Annotated in this window: 16 protein-coding genes, 16 tRNA genes and 1 rRNA gene; 29 read left to right on the top strand and 4 right to left on the bottom strand. The window is 53.6% G+C overall.

The window, feature by feature from the left end; translation table 11 throughout:
• The 18 genes from D3P08_RS12630 to D3P08_RS12545 form a co-directional block, all read left to right on the top strand.
• Window positions 1-84, top strand: a 23S ribosomal RNA gene (locus D3P08_RS12630); the annotation flags it as partial.
• Between the two features lie 141 nt (window positions 85-225).
• Window positions 226-301: transfer RNA gene (locus tag D3P08_RS12625), tRNA-Asn, on the top strand.
• Between the two features lie 3 nt (window positions 302-304).
• A tRNA-Ser gene (locus D3P08_RS12620) sits at window positions 305-395 on the top strand.
• Window positions 396-399: 4 nt separating this feature from the next.
• Window positions 400-474, top strand: a tRNA-Glu gene (locus D3P08_RS12615).
• A gap of 77 nt (window positions 475-551) precedes the next feature.
• Window positions 552-627, top strand: a tRNA-Val gene (locus tag D3P08_RS12610).
• Between the two features lie 7 nt (window positions 628-634).
• Window positions 635-711 (top strand) — tRNA-Met (locus D3P08_RS12605).
• A gap of 37 nt (window positions 712-748) precedes the next feature.
• Window positions 749-825 (top strand) — tRNA-Asp (locus D3P08_RS12600).
• Window positions 826-839: 14 nt separating this feature from the next.
• Window positions 840-915, top strand: a tRNA-Phe gene (locus D3P08_RS12595).
• A 25-nt stretch (window positions 916-940) separates the two neighbouring features.
• Window positions 941-1,016, top strand: a tRNA-Thr gene (locus D3P08_RS12590).
• A gap of 3 nt (window positions 1,017-1,019) precedes the next feature.
• Window positions 1,020-1,103 (top strand) — tRNA-Tyr (locus tag D3P08_RS12585).
• Between the two features lie 7 nt (window positions 1,104-1,110).
• Window positions 1,111-1,184: transfer RNA gene (locus tag D3P08_RS12580), tRNA-Trp, on the top strand.
• Between the two features lie 22 nt (window positions 1,185-1,206).
• Window positions 1,207-1,282, top strand: a tRNA-His gene (locus D3P08_RS12575).
• Between the two features lie 30 nt (window positions 1,283-1,312).
• A tRNA-Gln gene (locus D3P08_RS12570) sits at window positions 1,313-1,387 on the top strand.
• Between the two features lie 5 nt (window positions 1,388-1,392).
• Window positions 1,393-1,467: transfer RNA gene (locus D3P08_RS12565), tRNA-Gly, on the top strand.
• 10 nt (window positions 1,468-1,477) lie between these two features.
• Window positions 1,478-1,551 (top strand) — tRNA-Cys (locus tag D3P08_RS12560).
• A 14-nt stretch (window positions 1,552-1,565) separates the two neighbouring features.
• Window positions 1,566-1,642 (top strand) — tRNA-Arg (locus D3P08_RS12555).
• Window positions 1,643-1,654: 12 nt separating this feature from the next.
• Window positions 1,655-1,736, top strand: a tRNA-Leu gene (locus tag D3P08_RS12550).
• 105 nt (window positions 1,737-1,841) lie between these two features.
• The gene (locus D3P08_RS12545; protein WP_119600035.1) at window positions 1,842-3,206 is read left to right on the top strand and encodes an MEDS domain-containing protein; all 1,365 of its coding nucleotides are present in this window, start codon (window positions 1,842-1,844) and stop codon (window positions 3,204-3,206) included.
• Between the two features lie 76 nt (window positions 3,207-3,282).
• Here the strand turns inward: D3P08_RS12545 and D3P08_RS12540 are convergent, their stop codons facing one another.
• The gene (locus D3P08_RS12540) at window positions 3,283-3,852 is read right to left on the bottom strand and encodes a C40 family peptidase (RefSeq protein ID WP_240647478.1); all 570 of its coding nucleotides are present in this window, start codon (window positions 3,850-3,852) and stop codon (window positions 3,283-3,285) included.
• Between the two features lie 261 nt (window positions 3,853-4,113).
• Here D3P08_RS12540 and D3P08_RS12535 point away from each other — a divergent pair, with 261 nt between their 5' ends.
• From D3P08_RS12535 to D3P08_RS12510, 6 genes are all read left to right on the top strand, one after another.
• Window positions 4,114-4,407 (top strand): LiaF transmembrane domain-containing protein, encoded by a 294-nt coding sequence (locus tag D3P08_RS12535; protein ID WP_119600033.1) that lies wholly within the window; start codon window positions 4,114-4,116, stop codon window positions 4,405-4,407.
• 41 nt (window positions 4,408-4,448) lie between these two features.
• Window positions 4,449-5,135, top strand: coding sequence for a PspA/IM30 family protein (locus D3P08_RS12530; RefSeq protein WP_119600032.1), 687 nt, complete (start codon window positions 4,449-4,451; stop codon window positions 5,133-5,135).
• Window positions 5,132-5,620, top strand: a complete 489-nt coding sequence (locus tag D3P08_RS12525) for a PspC domain-containing protein (RefSeq protein ID WP_119600031.1) — start codon at window positions 5,132-5,134, stop codon at window positions 5,618-5,620. The genes D3P08_RS12530 and D3P08_RS12525 overlap by 4 nt, the downstream gene beginning before the upstream one ends.
• Before the next feature lie 4 nt (window positions 5,621-5,624).
• Window positions 5,625-6,329 carry a PspA/IM30 family protein gene (locus D3P08_RS12520; RefSeq protein WP_119600030.1) on the top strand — a complete coding sequence of 235 codons (705 nt, stop codon included), beginning with the start codon at window positions 5,625-5,627 and terminating at the stop codon, window positions 6,327-6,329.
• Window positions 6,330-6,412: 83 nt separating this feature from the next.
• Window positions 6,413-7,441 carry a sensor histidine kinase gene (locus D3P08_RS12515; RefSeq protein ID WP_119600029.1) on the top strand — a complete coding sequence of 343 codons (1,029 nt, stop codon included), beginning with the start codon at window positions 6,413-6,415 and terminating at the stop codon, window positions 7,439-7,441.
• Window positions 7,442-7,476: 35 nt separating this feature from the next.
• The gene (locus D3P08_RS12510) at window positions 7,477-8,130 is read left to right on the top strand and encodes a response regulator (protein WP_476703855.1); all 654 of its coding nucleotides are present in this window, start codon (window positions 7,477-7,479) and stop codon (window positions 8,128-8,130) included.
• On the opposite strand, the gene mobB is transcribed toward D3P08_RS12510, so the two are convergent.
• Window positions 8,131-8,649, bottom strand: a complete 519-nt coding sequence (gene mobB, locus D3P08_RS12505) for a molybdopterin-guanine dinucleotide biosynthesis protein B (RefSeq protein ID WP_119600027.1) — start codon at window positions 8,647-8,649, stop codon at window positions 8,131-8,133.
• A gap of 183 nt (window positions 8,650-8,832) precedes the next feature.
• Between mobB and D3P08_RS12500 the strand changes: the two genes are divergently transcribed.
• On the top strand, window positions 8,833-10,164 hold the full coding sequence (locus tag D3P08_RS12500; protein ID WP_338068720.1) for a molybdopterin molybdotransferase MoeA: 1,332 nt from the start codon (window positions 8,833-8,835) through the stop codon (window positions 10,162-10,164).
• Here D3P08_RS12500 and D3P08_RS12495 read toward each other — a convergent pair.
• Window positions 10,148-10,897: a hypothetical protein gene (locus D3P08_RS12495; protein WP_119600025.1), complete on the bottom strand. Its 750-nt coding sequence runs from the start codon at window positions 10,895-10,897 to the stop codon at window positions 10,148-10,150. The genes D3P08_RS12500 and D3P08_RS12495 overlap by 17 nt on opposite strands.
• A 145-nt stretch (window positions 10,898-11,042) precedes the next feature.
• Entirely contained in the window at window positions 11,043-11,450 is a 408-nt protein-coding gene (locus D3P08_RS12490) for a hypothetical protein (protein ID WP_147381804.1), read from the bottom strand.
• 81 nt (window positions 11,451-11,531) lie between these two features.
• Here D3P08_RS12490 and D3P08_RS12485 point away from each other — a divergent pair, with 81 nt between their 5' ends.
• The 4 genes from D3P08_RS12485 (at window position 11,532) to D3P08_RS12470 (ending at window position 17,884) form a co-directional block, all read left to right on the top strand.
• On the top strand, window positions 11,532-12,368 hold the full coding sequence (locus D3P08_RS12485) for a YwmB family TATA-box binding protein (RefSeq protein WP_119600023.1): 837 nt from the start codon (window positions 11,532-11,534) through the stop codon (window positions 12,366-12,368).
• Window positions 12,369-12,531: 163 nt separating this feature from the next.
• Window positions 12,532-14,088 carry a glucose-6-phosphate dehydrogenase gene (gene zwf, locus D3P08_RS12480; protein WP_119600022.1) on the top strand — a complete coding sequence of 519 codons (1,557 nt, stop codon included), beginning with the start codon at window positions 12,532-12,534 and terminating at the stop codon, window positions 14,086-14,088.
• A gap of 99 nt (window positions 14,089-14,187) precedes the next feature.
• Window positions 14,188-15,774, top strand: a complete 1,587-nt coding sequence (locus D3P08_RS12475; protein ID WP_119600021.1) for a peptide chain release factor 3 — start codon at window positions 14,188-14,190, stop codon at window positions 15,772-15,774.
• A 178-nt stretch (window positions 15,775-15,952) separates the two neighbouring features.
• Window positions 15,953-17,884: an FAD-dependent oxidoreductase gene (locus D3P08_RS12470; RefSeq protein ID WP_119600020.1), complete on the top strand. Its 1,932-nt coding sequence runs from the start codon at window positions 15,953-15,955 to the stop codon at window positions 17,882-17,884.
• Window positions 17,885-17,912 lie beyond the last annotated feature (28 nt).

Below are 17,912 nucleotides of genomic sequence, written 5' to 3'. Positions count from 1 at the left end.
AAGACGACGAGGTTGATAGGTTCGGGGTGGAAGCACAGCAATGTGTGGAGCTGACGAATACTAATCGGTCGAGGGCTTATCCTAAATGATACCCCACAAAGTGAAGCGAATGCTTCGAGGATTATTCTTGATACTTTGCGGGGACCCTAATTACAAGCTAAAGTTCAGCAAACTTTCGTATCCAGTTTTCAAGGCGCAAGCCTTGAGAAAATCGCATATTTCCATTCCCTGATAGCTCAGTTGGTAGAGCACTCGACTGTTAATCGAGTTGTCACAGGTTCGAGTCCTGTTCGGGGAGCCATACAGAGAGGTGTCCGAGTGGTCGAAGGAGCACGATTGGAAATCGTGTATACGTTAACCGCGTATCGAGGGTTCGAATCCCTTCCTCTCTGCCAGTATGGCCCGTTGGTCAAGGGGTTAAGACACCTCCCTTTCACGGAGGTAACAGGGGTTCGAATCCCCTACGGGTCACCATCTCTTTTAAGAAAAAAATAAAAAAAGACTTGCAATCATATAGGCTAATGTGATATGATATAAAAGTCGCTCAACATGGAGGATTAGCTCAGCTGGGAGAGCATCTGCCTTACAAGCAGAGGGTCGGCGGTTCGATCCCGTCATCCTCCACCATTAACGACGCGGGGTGGAGCAGCTCGGTAGCTCGTCGGGCTCATAACCCGAAGGCCGCAGGTTCAAATCCTGCCCCCGCAACCAAATTATCACCCTGAGATATCCGGGTACAATATGATGTGGAGCTGTGGTGTAGAGGCCTAACATGCCTGCCTGTCACGCAGGAGACCGCGGGTTCGAATCCCGTCAGCTCCGCCATTATAACATCATCAGGCTCGGTAGCTCAGTCGGTAGAGCAGAGGACTGAAAATCCTCGTGTCGGCGGTTCGATTCCGTCCCGAGCCACCATCAATGTTTTGCAATGATTGAATATGCCGCTGTAGCTCAATTGGTAGAGCAACTGACTTGTAATCAGTAGGTTGGGGGTTCAAGTCCTCTCGGCGGCACCACATGGAGGATTAGCGAAGTGGCCAAACGCGGGAGACTGTAAATCTCTTCCTTCGGGTTCGGTGGTTCGAATCCATCATCCTCCACCACTTACCTAGGGGCATAGTTTAAAGGTAGAACAAAGGTCTCCAAAACCTTTGGTGTGGGTTCAATTCCTGCTGCCCCTGCCAATTTCATAAAGGTGTTCACATGGCGGTCGTGGCGAAGGGGTTAACGCACCGGATTGTGGCTCCGGCATTCGTGGGTTCAAGTCCCATCGATCGCCCCATATTACACCTTTACAATTAAAAACTTGCGTTGGGGATTAGCCAAGCGGTAAGGCAACGGACTTTGACTCCGTCATTCCAAGGTTCGAATCCTTGATCCCCAGCCATTTATGCGGAAGTGGCTCAGCGGTAGAGCATCGCCTTGCCAAGGCGAGGGTCGCGGGTTCGATTCCCGTCTTCCGCTCCATTATTTTTACGGCGCCATAGCCAAGTGGTAAGGCAGAGCTCTGCAAAAGCTTTACCCCCAGTTCGAGTCTGGGTGGCGCCTCCACAAAACCATAATGTGCGGCCTTAGCTCAGCTGGATAGAGCGTTTGACTACGAATCAAAAGGTCAGGAGTTCGAATCTCTTAGGCCGCGCCATTATATTAAAAAGCCGGTGTGGCGGAATGGCAGACGCGCGCGACTCAAAATCGTGAGGGAAACCGTGGAGGTTCGAGTCCTCTCACCGGCACCATGATGCAAATGACACTCTTGAAATTCGACAATCGAATTTTAAGAGTTTTTTCGTGTTTAAAGGGATTATCCATCACGCGTTGAATTCATTAAGAGACGATTAATAATGATGAAATGTGAAGGATATCCTATGCCGACCAAAACAATTGCACTAATGGAGCAAGTTGATGTTACCAATGGAGCACATATCTTATATTTTTACAATGACCCCGAGGCGTATATTAAAAATGCTGTATCATTCCTCAAAATCGGTTTAATGCACGGGGATTACGTCGTCTTGATTGACTCAAGCGAAAATTATGCCTTAATAAAAGAGCAACTGGATCATGTTCTTTCTTTATCCGATTGGGAGCGATTACAATATATCGATCACCAAAGATTTTATTCCGAATACGGCAGCTTGCATGTAAGGAATGTAATCCATAATTTTAATGAGCTGTTTAACCCTCTTCTGTTGAAGGGACGTTCGATTCGCTCCTGGGGCCATGTTCACTGGACCGACCAAGAGGATATAGCGGAGCAGCTTCGTCTTTATGAGCATCAGTGCGAATTATCCATTCCGGAGATCCAATTGCTTGGCGTCTGCATTTACGATGGCAAACTTGTTCCCGCCCATATTCAAAATGAAATGCTGCGGACGCATCAATATTTTATGACGGATACGACATTCACCAAATCGATGCTCTATGAGAAGTCGGAAGAGACGGTTATTTTGCCTTCGCCGGCCGTACATATGGAAATGAAGTCGGAGATGGACTTGTATAAGCAGAAGCTTGATTTCGCGCATGTCGTATCGCATGAAGTACGGAATCCATTGACGGTTATACGCGCTTATGCCAACCTGATTCTGAAGGGCAACTCCAATCTTCGGGAAGACGATATGTCCAAGTTAAGCAAAATTATTGATTATGTAGATGTAATCGATCACGAAATGGCTCATATTATAAATACGGAGCAAATGCTGACGACCGATTCATTATGGGAAAGAGATCTGGTTAAAATAAAACCGCTGCTTCAAGAAGTCATGACGATGATGGAGACGAAGGCTAGAACGCAGGCGGTTCATTGCTCCTCTGAAATCGATATTAGGGACGATAAGGTCCTGTACGCGAATGCGATGGGGTTTAAATTAATCGTGTCCAACCTCGTCAGCAATGCGATCAAATACAGCGATGAGGGCGGCGCCGTAACCGTGCGCGCTTATATCGATAACGGCTTCCGATTGCGTGTAATGGATCATGGGGCCGGCATGACAACGGAGCAATTATCGAAGCTATTTCGGAAGTATGAGAAAATGAATGTGGAGAAAAGCGGCCAAGGAATCGGGCTGTTTATGGTGAAAAAGCTGATTGATCACTTTGAGGGCAAAATCGATATCCGAAGCAAGGAGAATGAGGGGACAGAGGTTGATGTCTTTTTGCCGTTGGCCGAGCCCTCATTCCTTGCCGGGAAATTGTCGAGCAATGCTTAAATAAAAACGCCGAAGGAACCATTTGGTCCTTTCGGCGTTTTATTTTTTAGGGAATAATGAGAACGACGGGAGTCAACTACAAGACGCTTCCGCCGAAAATCATGCGGTATTCCCATTGCGTGCCCTTGACGGTATCAACGTGAACGCCGCCGCTCTTATTCGAATAAGTGTGCAGAATTTTACCGTCGCCAAGGTATAGCCCAACATGGGTTACCCTTTGCGCAGATTTGTTGATTCTCGAATAGCTGGATTTCGATGAGCCTTTATAGGACATAAAGAACACAAGGTCGCCGCGCTTCAACTCTGACCAGCTTGTCTTAACAGTGGAGCGCTTGTTCTTTTTCACCCAAGCCGCTTGCGTCGCGGATGAACCCGGGATCGTCACGCCTGCTGCCTTCTTATAGATATGCTTAACGAAGTCGGAACAATCGAACGTTCTTGTTGTGCTGCGGTTGGAGCCGAATTCATACGGCGTGCCTTTATATTTGTAACCAAGGCTGATAACCGACTCGATCTTCGAAGCCTTCGACGTTGCAGTTGCTGCATAAGCTTGATCGTTTATATGAAAAGGCACAAGACCTGTTGTTAATAGAGCGGAAGATACGATACCAGCGACGAGTGTTTTTTTGAAAAGGTTTGTTTTCATTTGTTTTGCACCTCCTGGTTGATAGCTATACCTTAACATGGGCTTCTAAGCGGTTTGAACCCACAAAAACTGGACATCCAACCAGGTTGACCCCTTTGGACGGAGCCGCGACTCGACCTAGGTCTAGGTCAAAAACCGCCGAAAGTCCGTTTTATAAAGGGTTTAAAGCATCTATACTAAGTACATAAGCAAGAGCCGTTACACATAGCTGAGTGAAGAAAATGAGCAATTTCTAATAGAAGAAAGGAGTGAGTTTTGGAGATGAATGGAAAAACTGCATTAGGCGTGCTGCTGATTGTTGCGGGTGCGCTGGCTGTTTTAAACTTTTTTGACATTAACTTGGGCTGGATCTTCGGCTTGCTGTTACCGTTTATCCTGATCGGCTTTGGCGTTGTGGGCTGGAAGAATAATAAAAAGGTGATCGGCAGCCTCCTTATCGCAATCGGCGGCGTTATGCTGCTAGGCAAGCTCGGCGGAATCATCATGCTGCTGCTCGCGATCGGGTTGATCGTATTCGGAGTTTCGATGTTCAAAAGCAGCAGAAGATCTTATTAAGAAAAATGCTTTAATGTGAGAATGGTTGGGAGGATATAGAGATGAGTATCGCAAAACGCATCCGCGACATTACAGTTGCCACCTTGAACGAGAGATTAGAGAAAGCTGAAGATCCCGTTCGGATGATCGACCAGTTTCTGTGGGCGACGCGGGAGGACATTATACAAGCCGAAAGACTTTACCAGCAGTATTCGGGTCACAGCAATCATCTGAGAGCGCAATGGCTGCAAGCTGAGGCGCAGAAGGAGCGCAGGGAGCAGCAAGCGTTGACGGCTTTGAAAGCCGGTGAAGAAAACATGGCGCGCATAGCTCTTCACGAGAAAGCAAGCTGTGAAGAACGCGCGGCGCAATATCGCGAGCTGTACGAGCAAAGCCGGCAAAACACGCTGGAGCTTGAGGAACAGCTTCGCGAGATGCGCAGCGAATATCAAACGGTCTATGACAAACGGGAATACTACGCGGCGCGCATGGAGTCCATTCGCCTGCAGCAGCGTATGAACAGCCGCTTCCAAGGCGGCGTATCCGGAGGCATACAACCGGGCTCCATGTTCCGTCAAATGGAGGATCGGATCAGCGATCTGGAGCAGGAAGCCAAAAGTCTGCGCGATGTTCGGAGAATGGGCAGAGAGTTCGCCGATGGCGGAATCGGCAACACCGTTAAATCCGTCATTGAACGCGAGCTCGAGGAACTGAAGCGTAAGCTTCAGAAGGAGGGCTGGTCGTCTTGAAAAAACTGTATCGCTCTAGGCGGGATAAGAAGATCCTCGGCCTATGCGGCGGCTTAAGCGAAATGCTGAATGTCGATGCTACGTTGCTCCGTATCTTGCTCATTGTTATCACCGTACTTTCGAGCGGTATGGTTATCTTCATCTATATCATTGCCGGGCTCGTTGTACCGAAGGAGCCGCCGATCTACGGCGCGTTCGGCCCTTATGGCGACGGGAACGGCTTTAACGGATACGGCAACGGTTATGGCAACGGCGGATATGGCGCGGGTTTTGGCCCGCAGAACGGTCCGCATACCGGCTACAACGGAAGCTTTAACGGTAATCCTCATAAACCGCAAGACAATTGGGGCCCAGGCTACGGCAAAGAGAGTCCAGCAGCCGGCTCGCAGTTCGACAGCATGATGGACGATTTGGAAAAGAAGGCGCTTAGACGCGAAATCGAAGAATTAAAAGCTAAATTAGCGAAACAGGAGAAGGGAGAATAACACAATGGGAATCTTTAAAAGAGTAAAGGATATGACGAAAGCATCGGTAAACGAGGTACTGGACAAACTGGAAGATCCGGTTGTTATGCTGAATCAATATTTGCGCGATATGGAATCCGAAATTCATCAAGCCGAGGTTACGGTGGCGAAGCAAATGGCGAACGAGCGCCGCATGAAGCAGCGCTTGGACGATTCCGTTCGCAACGCGGCGGATCGCGAATCGAAGGCCGAAGCGGCTTTGCGCGCCGGCCAGGAGGAATTGACTCGCAAGCTGCTTGAAGAGAAAATTTATTTCGACCAAAAGGTTGTCGAATATACCGAGCTTCATGCGCAAGCCAAGACGCAAGCCGACGAGCTGATGCAGCAGCTGCACGGCATGAAGGAAGAGTTCTATCAGCTCCGCAACAAGCGCAACGAGCTTGCTTCCCGCGCTCAAGTGGCGAAAGCGCAAAAACAAATGGCGCAGCTTAGCGCAAACCATACGATTGACAGCGGCACAGCATCGCGCGGCTTCTACCGGATGGAAGAAAAAATTATGCAGCTGGAAGCGGAAGCGCAAGTTGCGCGCGGTCCATACTCGATCAGCGGCGCTGGGGCGACTCCAGTAAGCGCTGCCGATCTCGAGAAGCAAATGAAGGTAGATGAGCAGCTTCAAGCGCTGAAAAGCAAATTGAACGGAGGGGCGGCTAGCGCTCCTGAAGCGGAATAAAAAAGTCTTCGGCATCGAAAGCGGCGGACCGAATTATCGGTCTGCTCTTTCCTGCGTTGACGGGTACATAAGGAGCTGTAGGCATGCAAGGAGAGCAGGAGAAGGGCAATCCCGGGGAAGTTAAGGCGGAGCAAGCAAAGGCGGCGCGAAGACGCAATATCGTAGAAACGTTTTTATGGCTGCTGATCATCGTTTGTTTGGTTATTATTTTGCTGCAGGGGCTGAATGTCATCGAGCTGTTCCTGCTAAAGGGCAAATGGGCGGTCATCGGGCTTAGCGCGGTAGGCGTCGGACTGGCGGCGGCGGCGATAAACGGCTATTTGCAAAACTCGAAGCTTAAAGCCGCGATTAGAAGGCTCACTGAACAGCAGCGAAAAAGGAGCTTTCACGTGACGCTTGACCATTCGGATTCGGAGTCGGGCGAAGATGCGGAGGAGCGGGAGAACGATCCGGAATGGACGGAGAAGGTCAGGTTCACTGCGGTCATTGAGGAGCGGCAGCGGCTGGCAAGGGAGCTGCACGACGCGGTCAGTCAGCAGCTGTTCGCCATATCCATGACCGCTACCGCCGTGAGCCGCACGATCGAACGGGATTGGGAACGCGCCAAGCGCCAAGTGCAGCTGATCGAGGAGATGGCGGCTGTCGCTCAGTCGGAGATGAGGGCGCTGCTGCTGCATTTGCGGCCGGTCCACCTCGACGGGAAAAACTTAGGGCAGGCGTTGACAGCTCTGGTGGATGAGCTGAAGCAGAAGGTGCCGATGGAAATCGTGCTCGAAGTGGACGAGTCGATCGTGCTGCTGCCTCATGCGGAGGATCATCTGTTCCGAATCGCTCAAGAGGCTTTATCGAATACGCTTCGCCATTCCAAAGCGGACAGCATGCGGATCCGGTTAATCCGGTTGGACAATAAGGTGCATATGACGCTGCAGGACAGCGGCGTCGGATTTGATCTCGAAGCGAAGAAGCAAACGTCATACGGTCTGCTTACCATGGAAGAGCGGGTGAACGAGCTCGGCGGACAGCTTCAAATGATTTCGCAGCCGGGCGAAGGAACTACGATTCATTTGTGGGTGCCGATGGATGGGCATCCGATAAACTCGGCTAACGTGTAAGGAAACAAGTTTCACTTCAAGGAAAGAAGGCGGGAATCGTGGAGGAACCGATTAAGGTATTATTAGTTGACGACCATGAAATGGTAAGAATCGGGCTGGCTGCTGTGCTGGATACCGAGGAAGGCATAGAAGTGGTAGGAGAAGCAAGCAATGGCGTGGACGGGATTCGTCTTGCGCAATCCTACAAGCCGGATGTGGTGCTGATGGATTTGGTTATGGACGGCATGGACGGCGTGGAGACGACAGCGAAGCTGCTGGAGCTTCATCCGGATTGCAAAGTCATCGTGCTCACCAGCTTTATTGACGACAGCAAAATCTATCCCGTTATCGAGGCCGGCGCATTCAGTTACTTACTCAAAACATCAAGGGCAAGCGAAATCGCGGAGGCGATCAGAGCGGCGGCTAGAGGACAGTCCGTACTGGAATCCCAGGTCGCCGCCAAAATGATGAACCGGTTCCGCGCGCCCAAGCAGCAGGAAGAAGTACGTCTGCATGATGATTTGACGGAGAGAGAAATGGATGTGCTGAAACGGGTGGCGCAGGGCAAATCGAATCAAGAGATTGCCGACGAGCTGTTCATCGGCGTGAAGACCGTTAAATTCCATGTTACGAATATTTTTAACAAGCTGCATGTAGAAGACCGCACGCAAGCGGCCATCTATGCGCATCGGCAAGGCATTGTGGAATAGCTACGAACGGCGCAGCCTGGCCTCAAGCAGCAGGAAGACGGCCTCGTAGTCGTCTAAGCCGAACTCGGGGACGGCAGGGCGCTGCGTGCTTGCAGGCGCGCCGTCCCGCGCTTCGGGCCAGCAGACAAGCGCTATCGGCTGCGAAAGCTGCTCGAGCAGCTCAAGATGGAAGGCTTCGCGCGCCAATATGACTTTCGGGTAATCGGCGGATTTGAACCCTTCGACGAGGATGACATCGACTTCATTGTTCATCGACTCGATAAGGGCTTCAAGCGTTGCGCCCGAATGCTTGATAATGGCGCTTCGTTTGGCGGAGGTAATGGCCGTCACATCGGCTCCCGATGCTTGGTGCTTCCATGTATCCGTGCCGGGAGTATCCATCTGAAAATCGTGGGCGTCATGCTTAATCGTTCCGACCCGGCGGCCTGCTTGCTTAAATCGTTCTGTCATCCGGCAAACCCAAGTGGTTTTGCCGGTATTTTTGTATCCGGCGAATTGAATAATAAGAGGGGGATTCATGCCCGTACTGGCCTCCTGATGAGTTGATATAAGGCTGGGAAGAAATAAGGATATTACCGTTCTGCTGTTAGTGTAGCATATTATGGACCAGGGGCACGAAGACTGTGACAGAATGGCCTTCCCAACAATCGCGGCTGTGATACAATGGAGCAAGAATAATACGGCGATGGCGTTCAGGGGGCAATGGGGAGTATGGCAGCGGAATCGGGGCATGGGGATCATCAAATCGACGGGCGCTTTAACCGGCGCGCCGTGCTTGTAGAGGAGGCGCAGCGGCGCGTGCTCGCTGCTGCAGGGACTGTCGCAAGCGAGCATGTGCCGCTTGCGGAATGCGGCGGCCGCCGCCTCTCGCGTGAGCTGCGCGCGACGTGCGACTGGCCGCCCTTCGCGCGCGCGGGGCTCGACGGCTACGCCGTGCGCGCGGCCGACACGGCGCTGGCGTCGCCGTCGAATCCGGCGACGCTGCGCGTCGTGGACACGGTCGCGGCGGGCGGGCTCGCCCTCGCGGCCGTCGAAGCGGGCACAGCCGCGCGCGTCATGACCGGCGCGGCTGTGCCCGAGGGGGCCGATGCGGTCGTCATGCTGGAGCAGACCGCAGAGGCCGTGGCCGGGGGCGAGAAGGCGGCGCTGATTAAAGCCGCCGCCCGCCCCGGCCAGAACGTGGCGCCCCGAGGCGAGGAGTTTCGCCTCGGGAGCCCGGTTGCGGCGCCCGGCGAGCTGCTCACGCCGGGCCATGCCGCGCTGCTCGGCACGTTCGGCTATGCCGCCGTGCCGGTGTACAAGCGCCCGCGCGTGGCGGTGTTCGCGACGGGCAGCGAGCTGCTGCCCGTCGAGGCGCCGCTTGCGCCGGGGCAAATCCGCGACAGCAACAGCGCCATGGTTGCCGCGCTGATTCGCGAGTGCGGCGCGGAGCCGGTGCTCTGCGGCACGCTGCCGGACGAGCTCGCCGCGCTTCGCGAGGCGCTCGCGCGCGTAAGCGCCGCCGTCGATATGATCATTACGACGGGAGGCGTCTCCGTCGGCGATTACGACGCGATGGCCGAGCTGCTGCGAGGATTAGCGAGCTATTCCTCTTCAAGCCCAGCGCCTGCCCCAAGCATGCTTCTATTCAACCGGGTATCGATGAGGCCGGGCAGCCCGACTTCCGCAGCGCTTCTGGACGGGAAGCTTGTCCTAGCGCTTTCCGGCAACCCAGGCGCCTGCTTCGTCGGCTTTGAGCTGCTTGCGGCGCCGGCGCTGCGGGCGATGCAGGGCGATCCGTCGCCGGCGGCCCAGGCGATTATTGCGAGATTAAGCTCGGATATCGGAAAAGGCAGCCCCCATGTCCGTTATGTGCGCGCGAAGCTCCGATTCGGCGGAGACGGCATCGTATATGCGGATCCGCTCGCCTTCGGCAAGTCGAGCATGATGGCATCGCTGGCCGAAGCGGATGGACTGGCCGTCATTCCTTCCGGCTCGCAGGGCTCCAAGGAAGGCGACGTCGTCCAGGTTCTGCTGCTCAAACGAACTTGTTGATGACGGCCCCGCGGGGAGGGAGCGGCCAGTACGCTTGGGACGCACCGTAATAGAGCGCGTACGGATAAGCGGAGGCGAAGGAAAGGCGGATCAGATCGACGGGTCTTTGCTGCTCGGCGTAGGACATCGCCCGTTTCAAATCCATCAGCAGCCCCTCCGATCCAAGCAGCAGCCGCCTGTATGGGGCCAGCTCTTGTTCCCGGGCGGCTGCTTCTGTAAAGCTTTTGCCGTACGCCATTCCCTCGGCATTTGCGATCTCTTTAGGTTGGCTGTATCTCGAAGCGAAGCCGCCGCGCGAGTAAAAACGCCCGTCATTTCCTCTTCCAATGCCCAGCGCGTCCATCGCAGGATGCCGAAGCGCAAGCTCAACCGCTCCCCATATCTCCGGCTTTAGCATCTCCTTGTACTGCTTGTAGCCGAGCTCCCATTCGTTCAACCACTCTACCAGCTGTCCGACGCTCTCTAGCAAAAACGATGGATTTTCGATTTTCCGATCCCTGCCTAGCTCCTTCATCATGCCCTCTAACCGGTTCTGCGCGGAGCGGGCAATGCTCAGCCATGCTGCGGCGCTGTCCGCCGCTAGATCAAACGGCTGCTTCCTCTCCAGCCGGGCGGCTCCGGCCGCTCGTTCATAAGCCGTCAGCTTATAAGCGTCATAACGGCTCGCAGGCCTCGCCTTCATAAAGTCCGCCGATCTTTCGATACCGCGGATGACCCTCGTATATTCGGACATAAGCTTATCGTCTTCCTCCTTCAAATCTTTCTAAAAAAAGCATATCCGAACATCCGCGAAAAGACTGGCGAAAGGCGCGGCGCAAACATAGCGTATTCCATCGAAGGAAGGGACGAAGCGGTCGGCGGTTGACTAGCTTTGTCGACTAGACTAGAAGCACGAGGAAAGCGATGTCGTTTAATGAGATTTTGGCGGGATCAGGGCCACTTACGCGTCGCTCGGCGGATGCAGGAATCTCCGAATGAGAGGCGTAATTAGTAGAGGATTGGTTCGTTTTCGCCACGGCCGCAGCTTTTGCTTTTTTGGTTTTACGGCTCCTGGCCGGCTTTTGCGGTTTCTCGGCCGATCCGGCTGGAGACGCCGGTTTCTCATGCGCTTCGCCGTAAGCGCGGCTTCTTCCGAACCACAAGGGGCTGTCGTCCAGTTCAACAACGCCGTTGCGGCAGGATTCAAGCACGCCGATGTGTCTCGCCCCGTTTTTATACACGACACATACGAGCATGTCGCGGTAACGGGATATGACTTCTTCTGTTAAAGGATAGATTTGTTGCACAGCATTCACCTCATTATCAGCTTTCATCCAGTGTATTCATCTGCCGGGCGAACGTGTAAAACCGTATGGGAGGTCGAGCTCATGTACATGCCGGAAAATAAAGTGTGGAAGAGCGGTGAAGAATTTGCACGAAAGCCTAAGCTTTCGAGAAAAAGACAAACCTTCGGAATAGCCGGAGCGCTGCTTCTGCTGCTGCTTCTTATTGTTGCGGCCCTGTTGATGAATAAGTCGGAGCAGGACGTAAAGCAGTCTCAAGATAAGCTCTCGCATGATCTGGCCAAGCTGTGGAGCTGGAGCGATGAAGTGATGACTGGGGGAGCCAAATCGGCGGATTGGCATTTGCGATGGAATGTGGAAGCCGAGGAGCCGGATGCGTTCGATCGCCTCGTCGCGTTATTGTTCCGGGATGCGAAGGGGCAGCCGATCCCCAAAAACGTAACGACGGACGGGAAATCGGCGCAGGGCGAATCTCCGGTTTACGGCGGAAATCTTTCTGTTCATGCAGCCGAAAGCACAGAAGCAGGCGTTTCGTTAGTCGTGCTTCTGGATGTGCGGGGGAGCAGCGGAGTAACGTTGGATGCGCTGCTTGCTTCGTCCGAAAAATTATCGCGTCAATTGTCGGCAATCTCAAGCGCTATGACGGCCAGCATGAAGACGCACGGGTTCACGTCGCAGTCGGATGCCGCCGCAGAAATAAAACGGCTGGCGCAGGGTAAAATCCAGGAGGAGTACGACGAAGAGGGGACGCGGAGCGTGACGTTCAGCTCGGGAAGCCTCCTCTCGGCGCAGCAGCTGCAGCGAGGAAGATTCGCGAATGTTCAAGTTTCGGTGCATCGGCATACGGAGCGGAAGGAGCGGGAGCTTACGATCGGGATACCGCTTATTACGGGAGAATTCGGATCGACATTCATGGATTAGAAAAATTTGCGGTTCGCAAAATTTTCTGATCATCATTCAATCAGAAAAATTTGCGGTACACATCAGTATTTTTTATGGCTCGGTTAATGGCGAATTAAGGATGAATATGCTACACTCAATAACATGTAAATCGTCTAAAAATTCCAAAGAAAGAATGAGGCATATGACATACAATAACCATGTAGATACGGTCTCCCCAGAAGGCGCTATTTATTACCTGTTCGGCGCAACTGGCGATTTGGCGAAGCGCAAGCTGTTCCCGGCATTATTCAGTTTATATAAAGAAGGCAAGCTCTCCGACAATTTTGCGGTGGTCGGACTTGCTCGCCGTCCGCGCACGAACGATCAATTCCGTTCCGACCTGTATGAGTCGATCAACGAATTTTGCCGTTATAAGCCGGATGACGCGGAGCTGTGGAACCGGTTCACGGAACACTTCGTGTATATGTCCCTCGACATCAATAACGTTGACGGCTTCCGCGAGCTGAACGCCCTATCCACTGAGCTGGACAAGAAGTTTAATATTCCAGGCAATCGCCTGTTCTATTTAGCGCTCGCGCCTTCCCTATTCGGACCTGTGTCGTTCAACCTGCGCGACGGGGGCATGCTCGAGTCGAAAGGCTGGCATCGTCTCGTCATCGAGAAGCCGTTCGGCTACGACCTTCCGTCGGCGAAGAAGCTGAACGAGCAGCTGAATCAAGTGTTTAAGGAAGAAGAGATTTTCCGTATCGACCACTATCTCGGCAAAGAGATGGTTCAAAATATTCAAGTAATCCGGTTCGCGAACGCGTTCTTCGAGCCGTTGTGGAATAACAAGCATATCGCGAACGTGCAAATCACGCTGTCGGAGACGGTCGGCGTTGAGGAACGCGGCGGTTATTACGACAAATCCGGCGCGCTGCGCGACATGGGTCAGAACCACATGCTGCAAATGCTCACCATGATTGCGATGGAGCCGCCAAGCCGTCTGCACGGCGAAGACATTCGCGACGAGAAAGTGAAGGTGCTTCGTTCGCTTAGAGGCTACACGTCCAGCGACGATGTGCGCAAGCATGTGGTGCGCGGCCAATATACGGAAGGGACAGTCGGGGGCAAGGAGCTGCCGGGCTACAGACAAGAGGATTCGGTCGATCCGGAGTCGATGACCGAAACGTATTTCGCGGCTAAAGTGTACGTCGATAATTTCCGTTGGGCCGGCGTTCCGTTCTATATCCGCACGGGCAAGCGTTTGCCCGTCAAAACGACGGAGGTCGTCGTCGAGTTCAAGTCCATGCCGGAGAACGTGCTGTTCGCGCAGCGCCACGATCTGTCGCCGAACCTGCTTGTCATTCGCGTCAATCCGATGGAAGGCATTTATATTAAAATCAACGCCAAGAAGCCTGGCTCGGACAATGCTGTGCAGCCGGTATCGATGGAGTTCTGCCAAAGCTGCCAGATCGGCATTAATACGCCGGAAGCTTACGAGCGCCTGATCCATGACGCCGCGCGCGGCGATTCCACTTACTTTACCCGCTGGGATGAGGTATCCCATGCTTGGGAATTCGTCGATCGGATCGCGCAGGCATGGCGCGAAGACAAAAGCGATCTTGCCTTCTACCCGGCAGGCTCGTGGGGACCGGAAGAGGTCAGCCGTTTGCTGGACGAAGAAGGCTTCCACTGGTGGCCGGTCAACGGACAAGAGGAAGATAACGTGATTTGGATCACAAACAACGGGAAATAAGGTATAATGATATAGACCTTTTTGGTAAAAGCCTGCGGCATGCAGGCTTTTATCCCGTTCCATGAGTATCTATTCGTATGAATCGAAGGGAAGGCAAGTATGAGTCAATCGTTAAAGGATGAAATTCAGCAGGAAGTGGACAAGAGACGCACGTTCGCGATCATCTCCCACCCTGACGCAGGTAAAACGACACTGACCGAGAAGCTGCTCCTGTTCGGGGGAGCGATTCGGGAGGCCGGCTCCGTCAAAGCGCGGAAAGCAAGCCGCCACGCGACATCAGACTGGATGGAGATCGAGAAGCAGCGCGGTATCTCCGTTACCTCCTCCGTTATGCAGTTCGATTATTTAGGCCATCGCGTCAATATTTTGGATACGCCGGGTCACCAGGACTTCTCCGAGGATACGTACCGGACCCTTACGGCGGCGGACAGCGCGGTCATGCTTATCGACGTCGCGAAGGGCGTCGAGGCGCAGACCATCAAGCTGTTCCAGGTTTGCCGCAAGCGCGGCATTCCGATCTTCACGTTTATTAACAAGCTGGACCGTGAAGGAAAAAGCCCGTTCGAGCTAATGGAGGAGCTGGAGCAGGTGCTTGGCATCCGCTCTGTTCCGATGAACTGGCCGATCGGGATGGGCCGCGAGCTGTGCGGCGTTTACGACCGGATGAAAAACCAGGTCGAGCTGTTCCAAGGCAACGATCACTCTACGATCGAAGTCCGCAAGGTGAACGACTACAACGACGGCATTATCCGCGAGATGGCCGGCGATTTTCTGACGGATCAGCTCATCTCCGAGCTGGAGCTGCTTGACGTTGCGGGCGATCCGTTCGACTACGATAAGGTTCGCGCGGGCGAGCTGACGCCGATTTTCTTCGGAAGCGCCGTTAACAACTTCGGCGTTCAGACCTTTCTGGAGAACTTCCTGCAGCTCGCGCCGAAGCCGACACCGCGCAACAGCACGACGGGACCGGTGGAACCGACGAGCGAGAAATTCAGCGGCTACGTGTTCAAAATTCAAGCGAACATGAACCCGGCGCATCGCGACCGCATCGCTTTCCTGCGCATTTGCTCGGGCCGGTTCGAACGCGGCATGAGCGTCAAGCATGTCCGCAACAAGAAGGAAATTAAGCTGTCGCAGCCGCAGCAATTTTTGGCGCAGGACCGCGATATCGTCCAAATGGCGTATCCCGGCGATATTATCGGTTTGTTCGATCCCGGCATTTTCCGGATCGGCGATTCCTTGTCGCAAGGGGCGGAGGTCGAATTCGACGAATTGCCGACGTTCTCGCCGGAAATTTTCTCCAAAGTAACCGTGAAAAACGCGCTGAAGCATAAGCAATATCAGAAGGGGCTGGATCAGCTGACGGAGGAAGGCACGATTCAAGTGTTCTATTCGACGGGCAACTTCGACGAGACGATTCTTGGCGTTGTCGGCCACCTGCAATTCGAGGTGTTCGAGCATCGGATGAAGGCCGAGTACGGCGTCGATATTCAGCTTCACCGCATGTCGTTCCAGTTCGCGAGATGGATCGTGGACGAGAAGATCGATCCTTCGAAGTTCCGCATCAATTCCACGCTTGTGAAGGACAAGAAAGGCAATTATGTCGCCTTGTTCGAGAACGAATACGCGATGCGCACGGCGATGGAGAAAAACCCGACCTCCAAATTTTTGGAGACGGCTCCATAAATTAAATAATCGAATGTCAGCCTCCTCTCGGGATCCCGATCCTGGGAGGAGGCTTTTTTGCAACAAAATGTTAAGAGAAAAATATGATTTTATTAAGAAAAATAGCTTCTGATTTGGTAGACTAGTAGAGGTACGATGATTAAGAGAATGTAATTAAAGGAGCTTGGAAAAATCGATTATGGAAAATAGGAAATGGAAGCTGCTATTGCCGGTCGGTATCGTCTTGATGGCGCTAATTGTCGTAGGAACGATGCTGATCGCGGGAGGATTGGTTGGGACCAAAGAAAAAGAAACGCCTCCTCCGCCGGTTACGGTAACGGAAGTGCCGCAGGTGGAAACGCCGAAGGAGAAATACGATGTAATCGTTGTCGGCACCGATCCGGAAGGCGTAACCGCAGCTGTGTCGGCAGCCCGCAACGGACTGAAGACGCTGCTTGTCGATGGGAAAGACCGTGAAATCATGGGCGGTTTGTTTACGCTCGGCTGGCTGAACAGCCTGGACATGAACCGGACGCCGGACGGCAAGGATTATTATAACAAAGGGCTGTTCAAGGAATGGTTCGACCAGATCGAAGGCGATTCCTTTGATATCGTAACCGCGGCGAATGCTTTCCACCGCATGGTGGAAGCGGAAGAGAACATCGAGGTTCGGATGGGGCTTGAAGCCATTGAACCGATTGTAGAAGAGTCGGAGAACGGCGATTCCGTCGTAACCGGCGCCAAGCTGACGATGGGAGACGGGACAAGTCTGCAGGTAAGCGCAAGCGCGGTCATCGACGCGACCCAGGACGCGGACTTCGCCGCGGCGGCCGGCGCTGAATTCACGTTCGGGCGCGAGGATATCGGAGATACGGAGCTGCTTATGGCTGTGACGCCTGTATTTAAGCTGACCAATGTGACGCCTGAGGTTTGGAGCAAAGTGAAAGAAAGATTAAACGGCGACGAATCTGACGGCACAGGAGCGAATGACCACAGCGCCTGGGGATATGTCGAAATGTGGGATTATCCTTCGACGAATCCTGAACGAATTCGTTCGCGCGGCCTAAACCTGGGCCGGCAAAACGATGAAACGATGCTGGTGAACTCCGTTCAAATTTTCGGCGTCGATCCGTTCGATCCGGCTTCCCGCGAGGAAGCTTACGAGATCGCCCGCAAGGAGCTTCCGCTAATGCTGGAGCATATGAAGAAGCTTTATCCGGAGTTTGCGGATATCGAGCTTGGAGAGCTGGCGCCGGAATTATATATTCGCGAGACGCGTCATTTAGTCGGCATGTATCGGCTGAATATGGTCGACCTGCTGGAGCAGCGGACGCATCCGGATGATATCGCTTATGGTTCTTATCCTGTTGATATTCAAAGCACGTCGGCGGCAAAGACGGACCGCGGCGCGGTGCTGATGGGCCCTAAGCTTTACGGCGTCCCGTTCGGCGCGCTAGTACCGCAAACCATTGACGGCTTGCTTGTTGTCGGCCGCTCGGCGAGCTTTGACACGCTCCCTCATGGAAGCGCGCGCGTCGTGCCGCTTGGCATGGCGACAGGGGAAGCTGCCGGCGCCGCCGTTAAAGTGTCGCTGGACGAGAACGTGAGCCTGCGCGAGCTGGCGGCGTCCGAGCAGCTGGTCGATAAGCTGCAGGAGAGACTGACCGCGCAAGGCATGGATCTGGAGGCGCCGAAGACGGAGCCGTACGCGTTCATCAGCCATCCGGCTTATGAGGGACTGAAAGCGGCCGTAAGCATGGGGATCGCGCAAGGCGCATACAAAAATGATTTTGCCCTGGACGAAACCTCGAATCCGAAAAGAATCGTGAATAACATGGCCGGCGTGTCGAAAGTATACCGGGATGCGTTTCCGCATGCTGCCGCGGCTGCAATCGAAGGCATGGCAGACTCCGATAAACAGCCTCTTACGCTGGAGCAAGCCGCTTATACGATTGCGATTTCGATTTATGGAGAGGCTCAGCTAGAAGGCTCGTTGGCTCGATTGACGGAGGAAGGCGTCATCACGAACGAGACGTTGTCCACCATTAAAGATCAGCAGGAGCTGACGAACGGCGATGTTTATTTGCTCCTTAAAGATGCGGTCGCGAAAGTGGCCGGCGTGACTTATTAATTTTTCATAGACAATGAACGAAGCGTAC

Source organism: Paenibacillus nanensis, from assembly GCF_003583765.1.
GTDB classification, from domain to species: Bacteria; Bacillota; Bacilli; order Paenibacillales; family Paenibacillaceae; genus Pristimantibacillus; species Pristimantibacillus nanensis.
The sequence above is the reverse complement of the archived record's forward strand: the minus strand, read 5'-3'. Positions and strand labels throughout refer to the sequence as shown.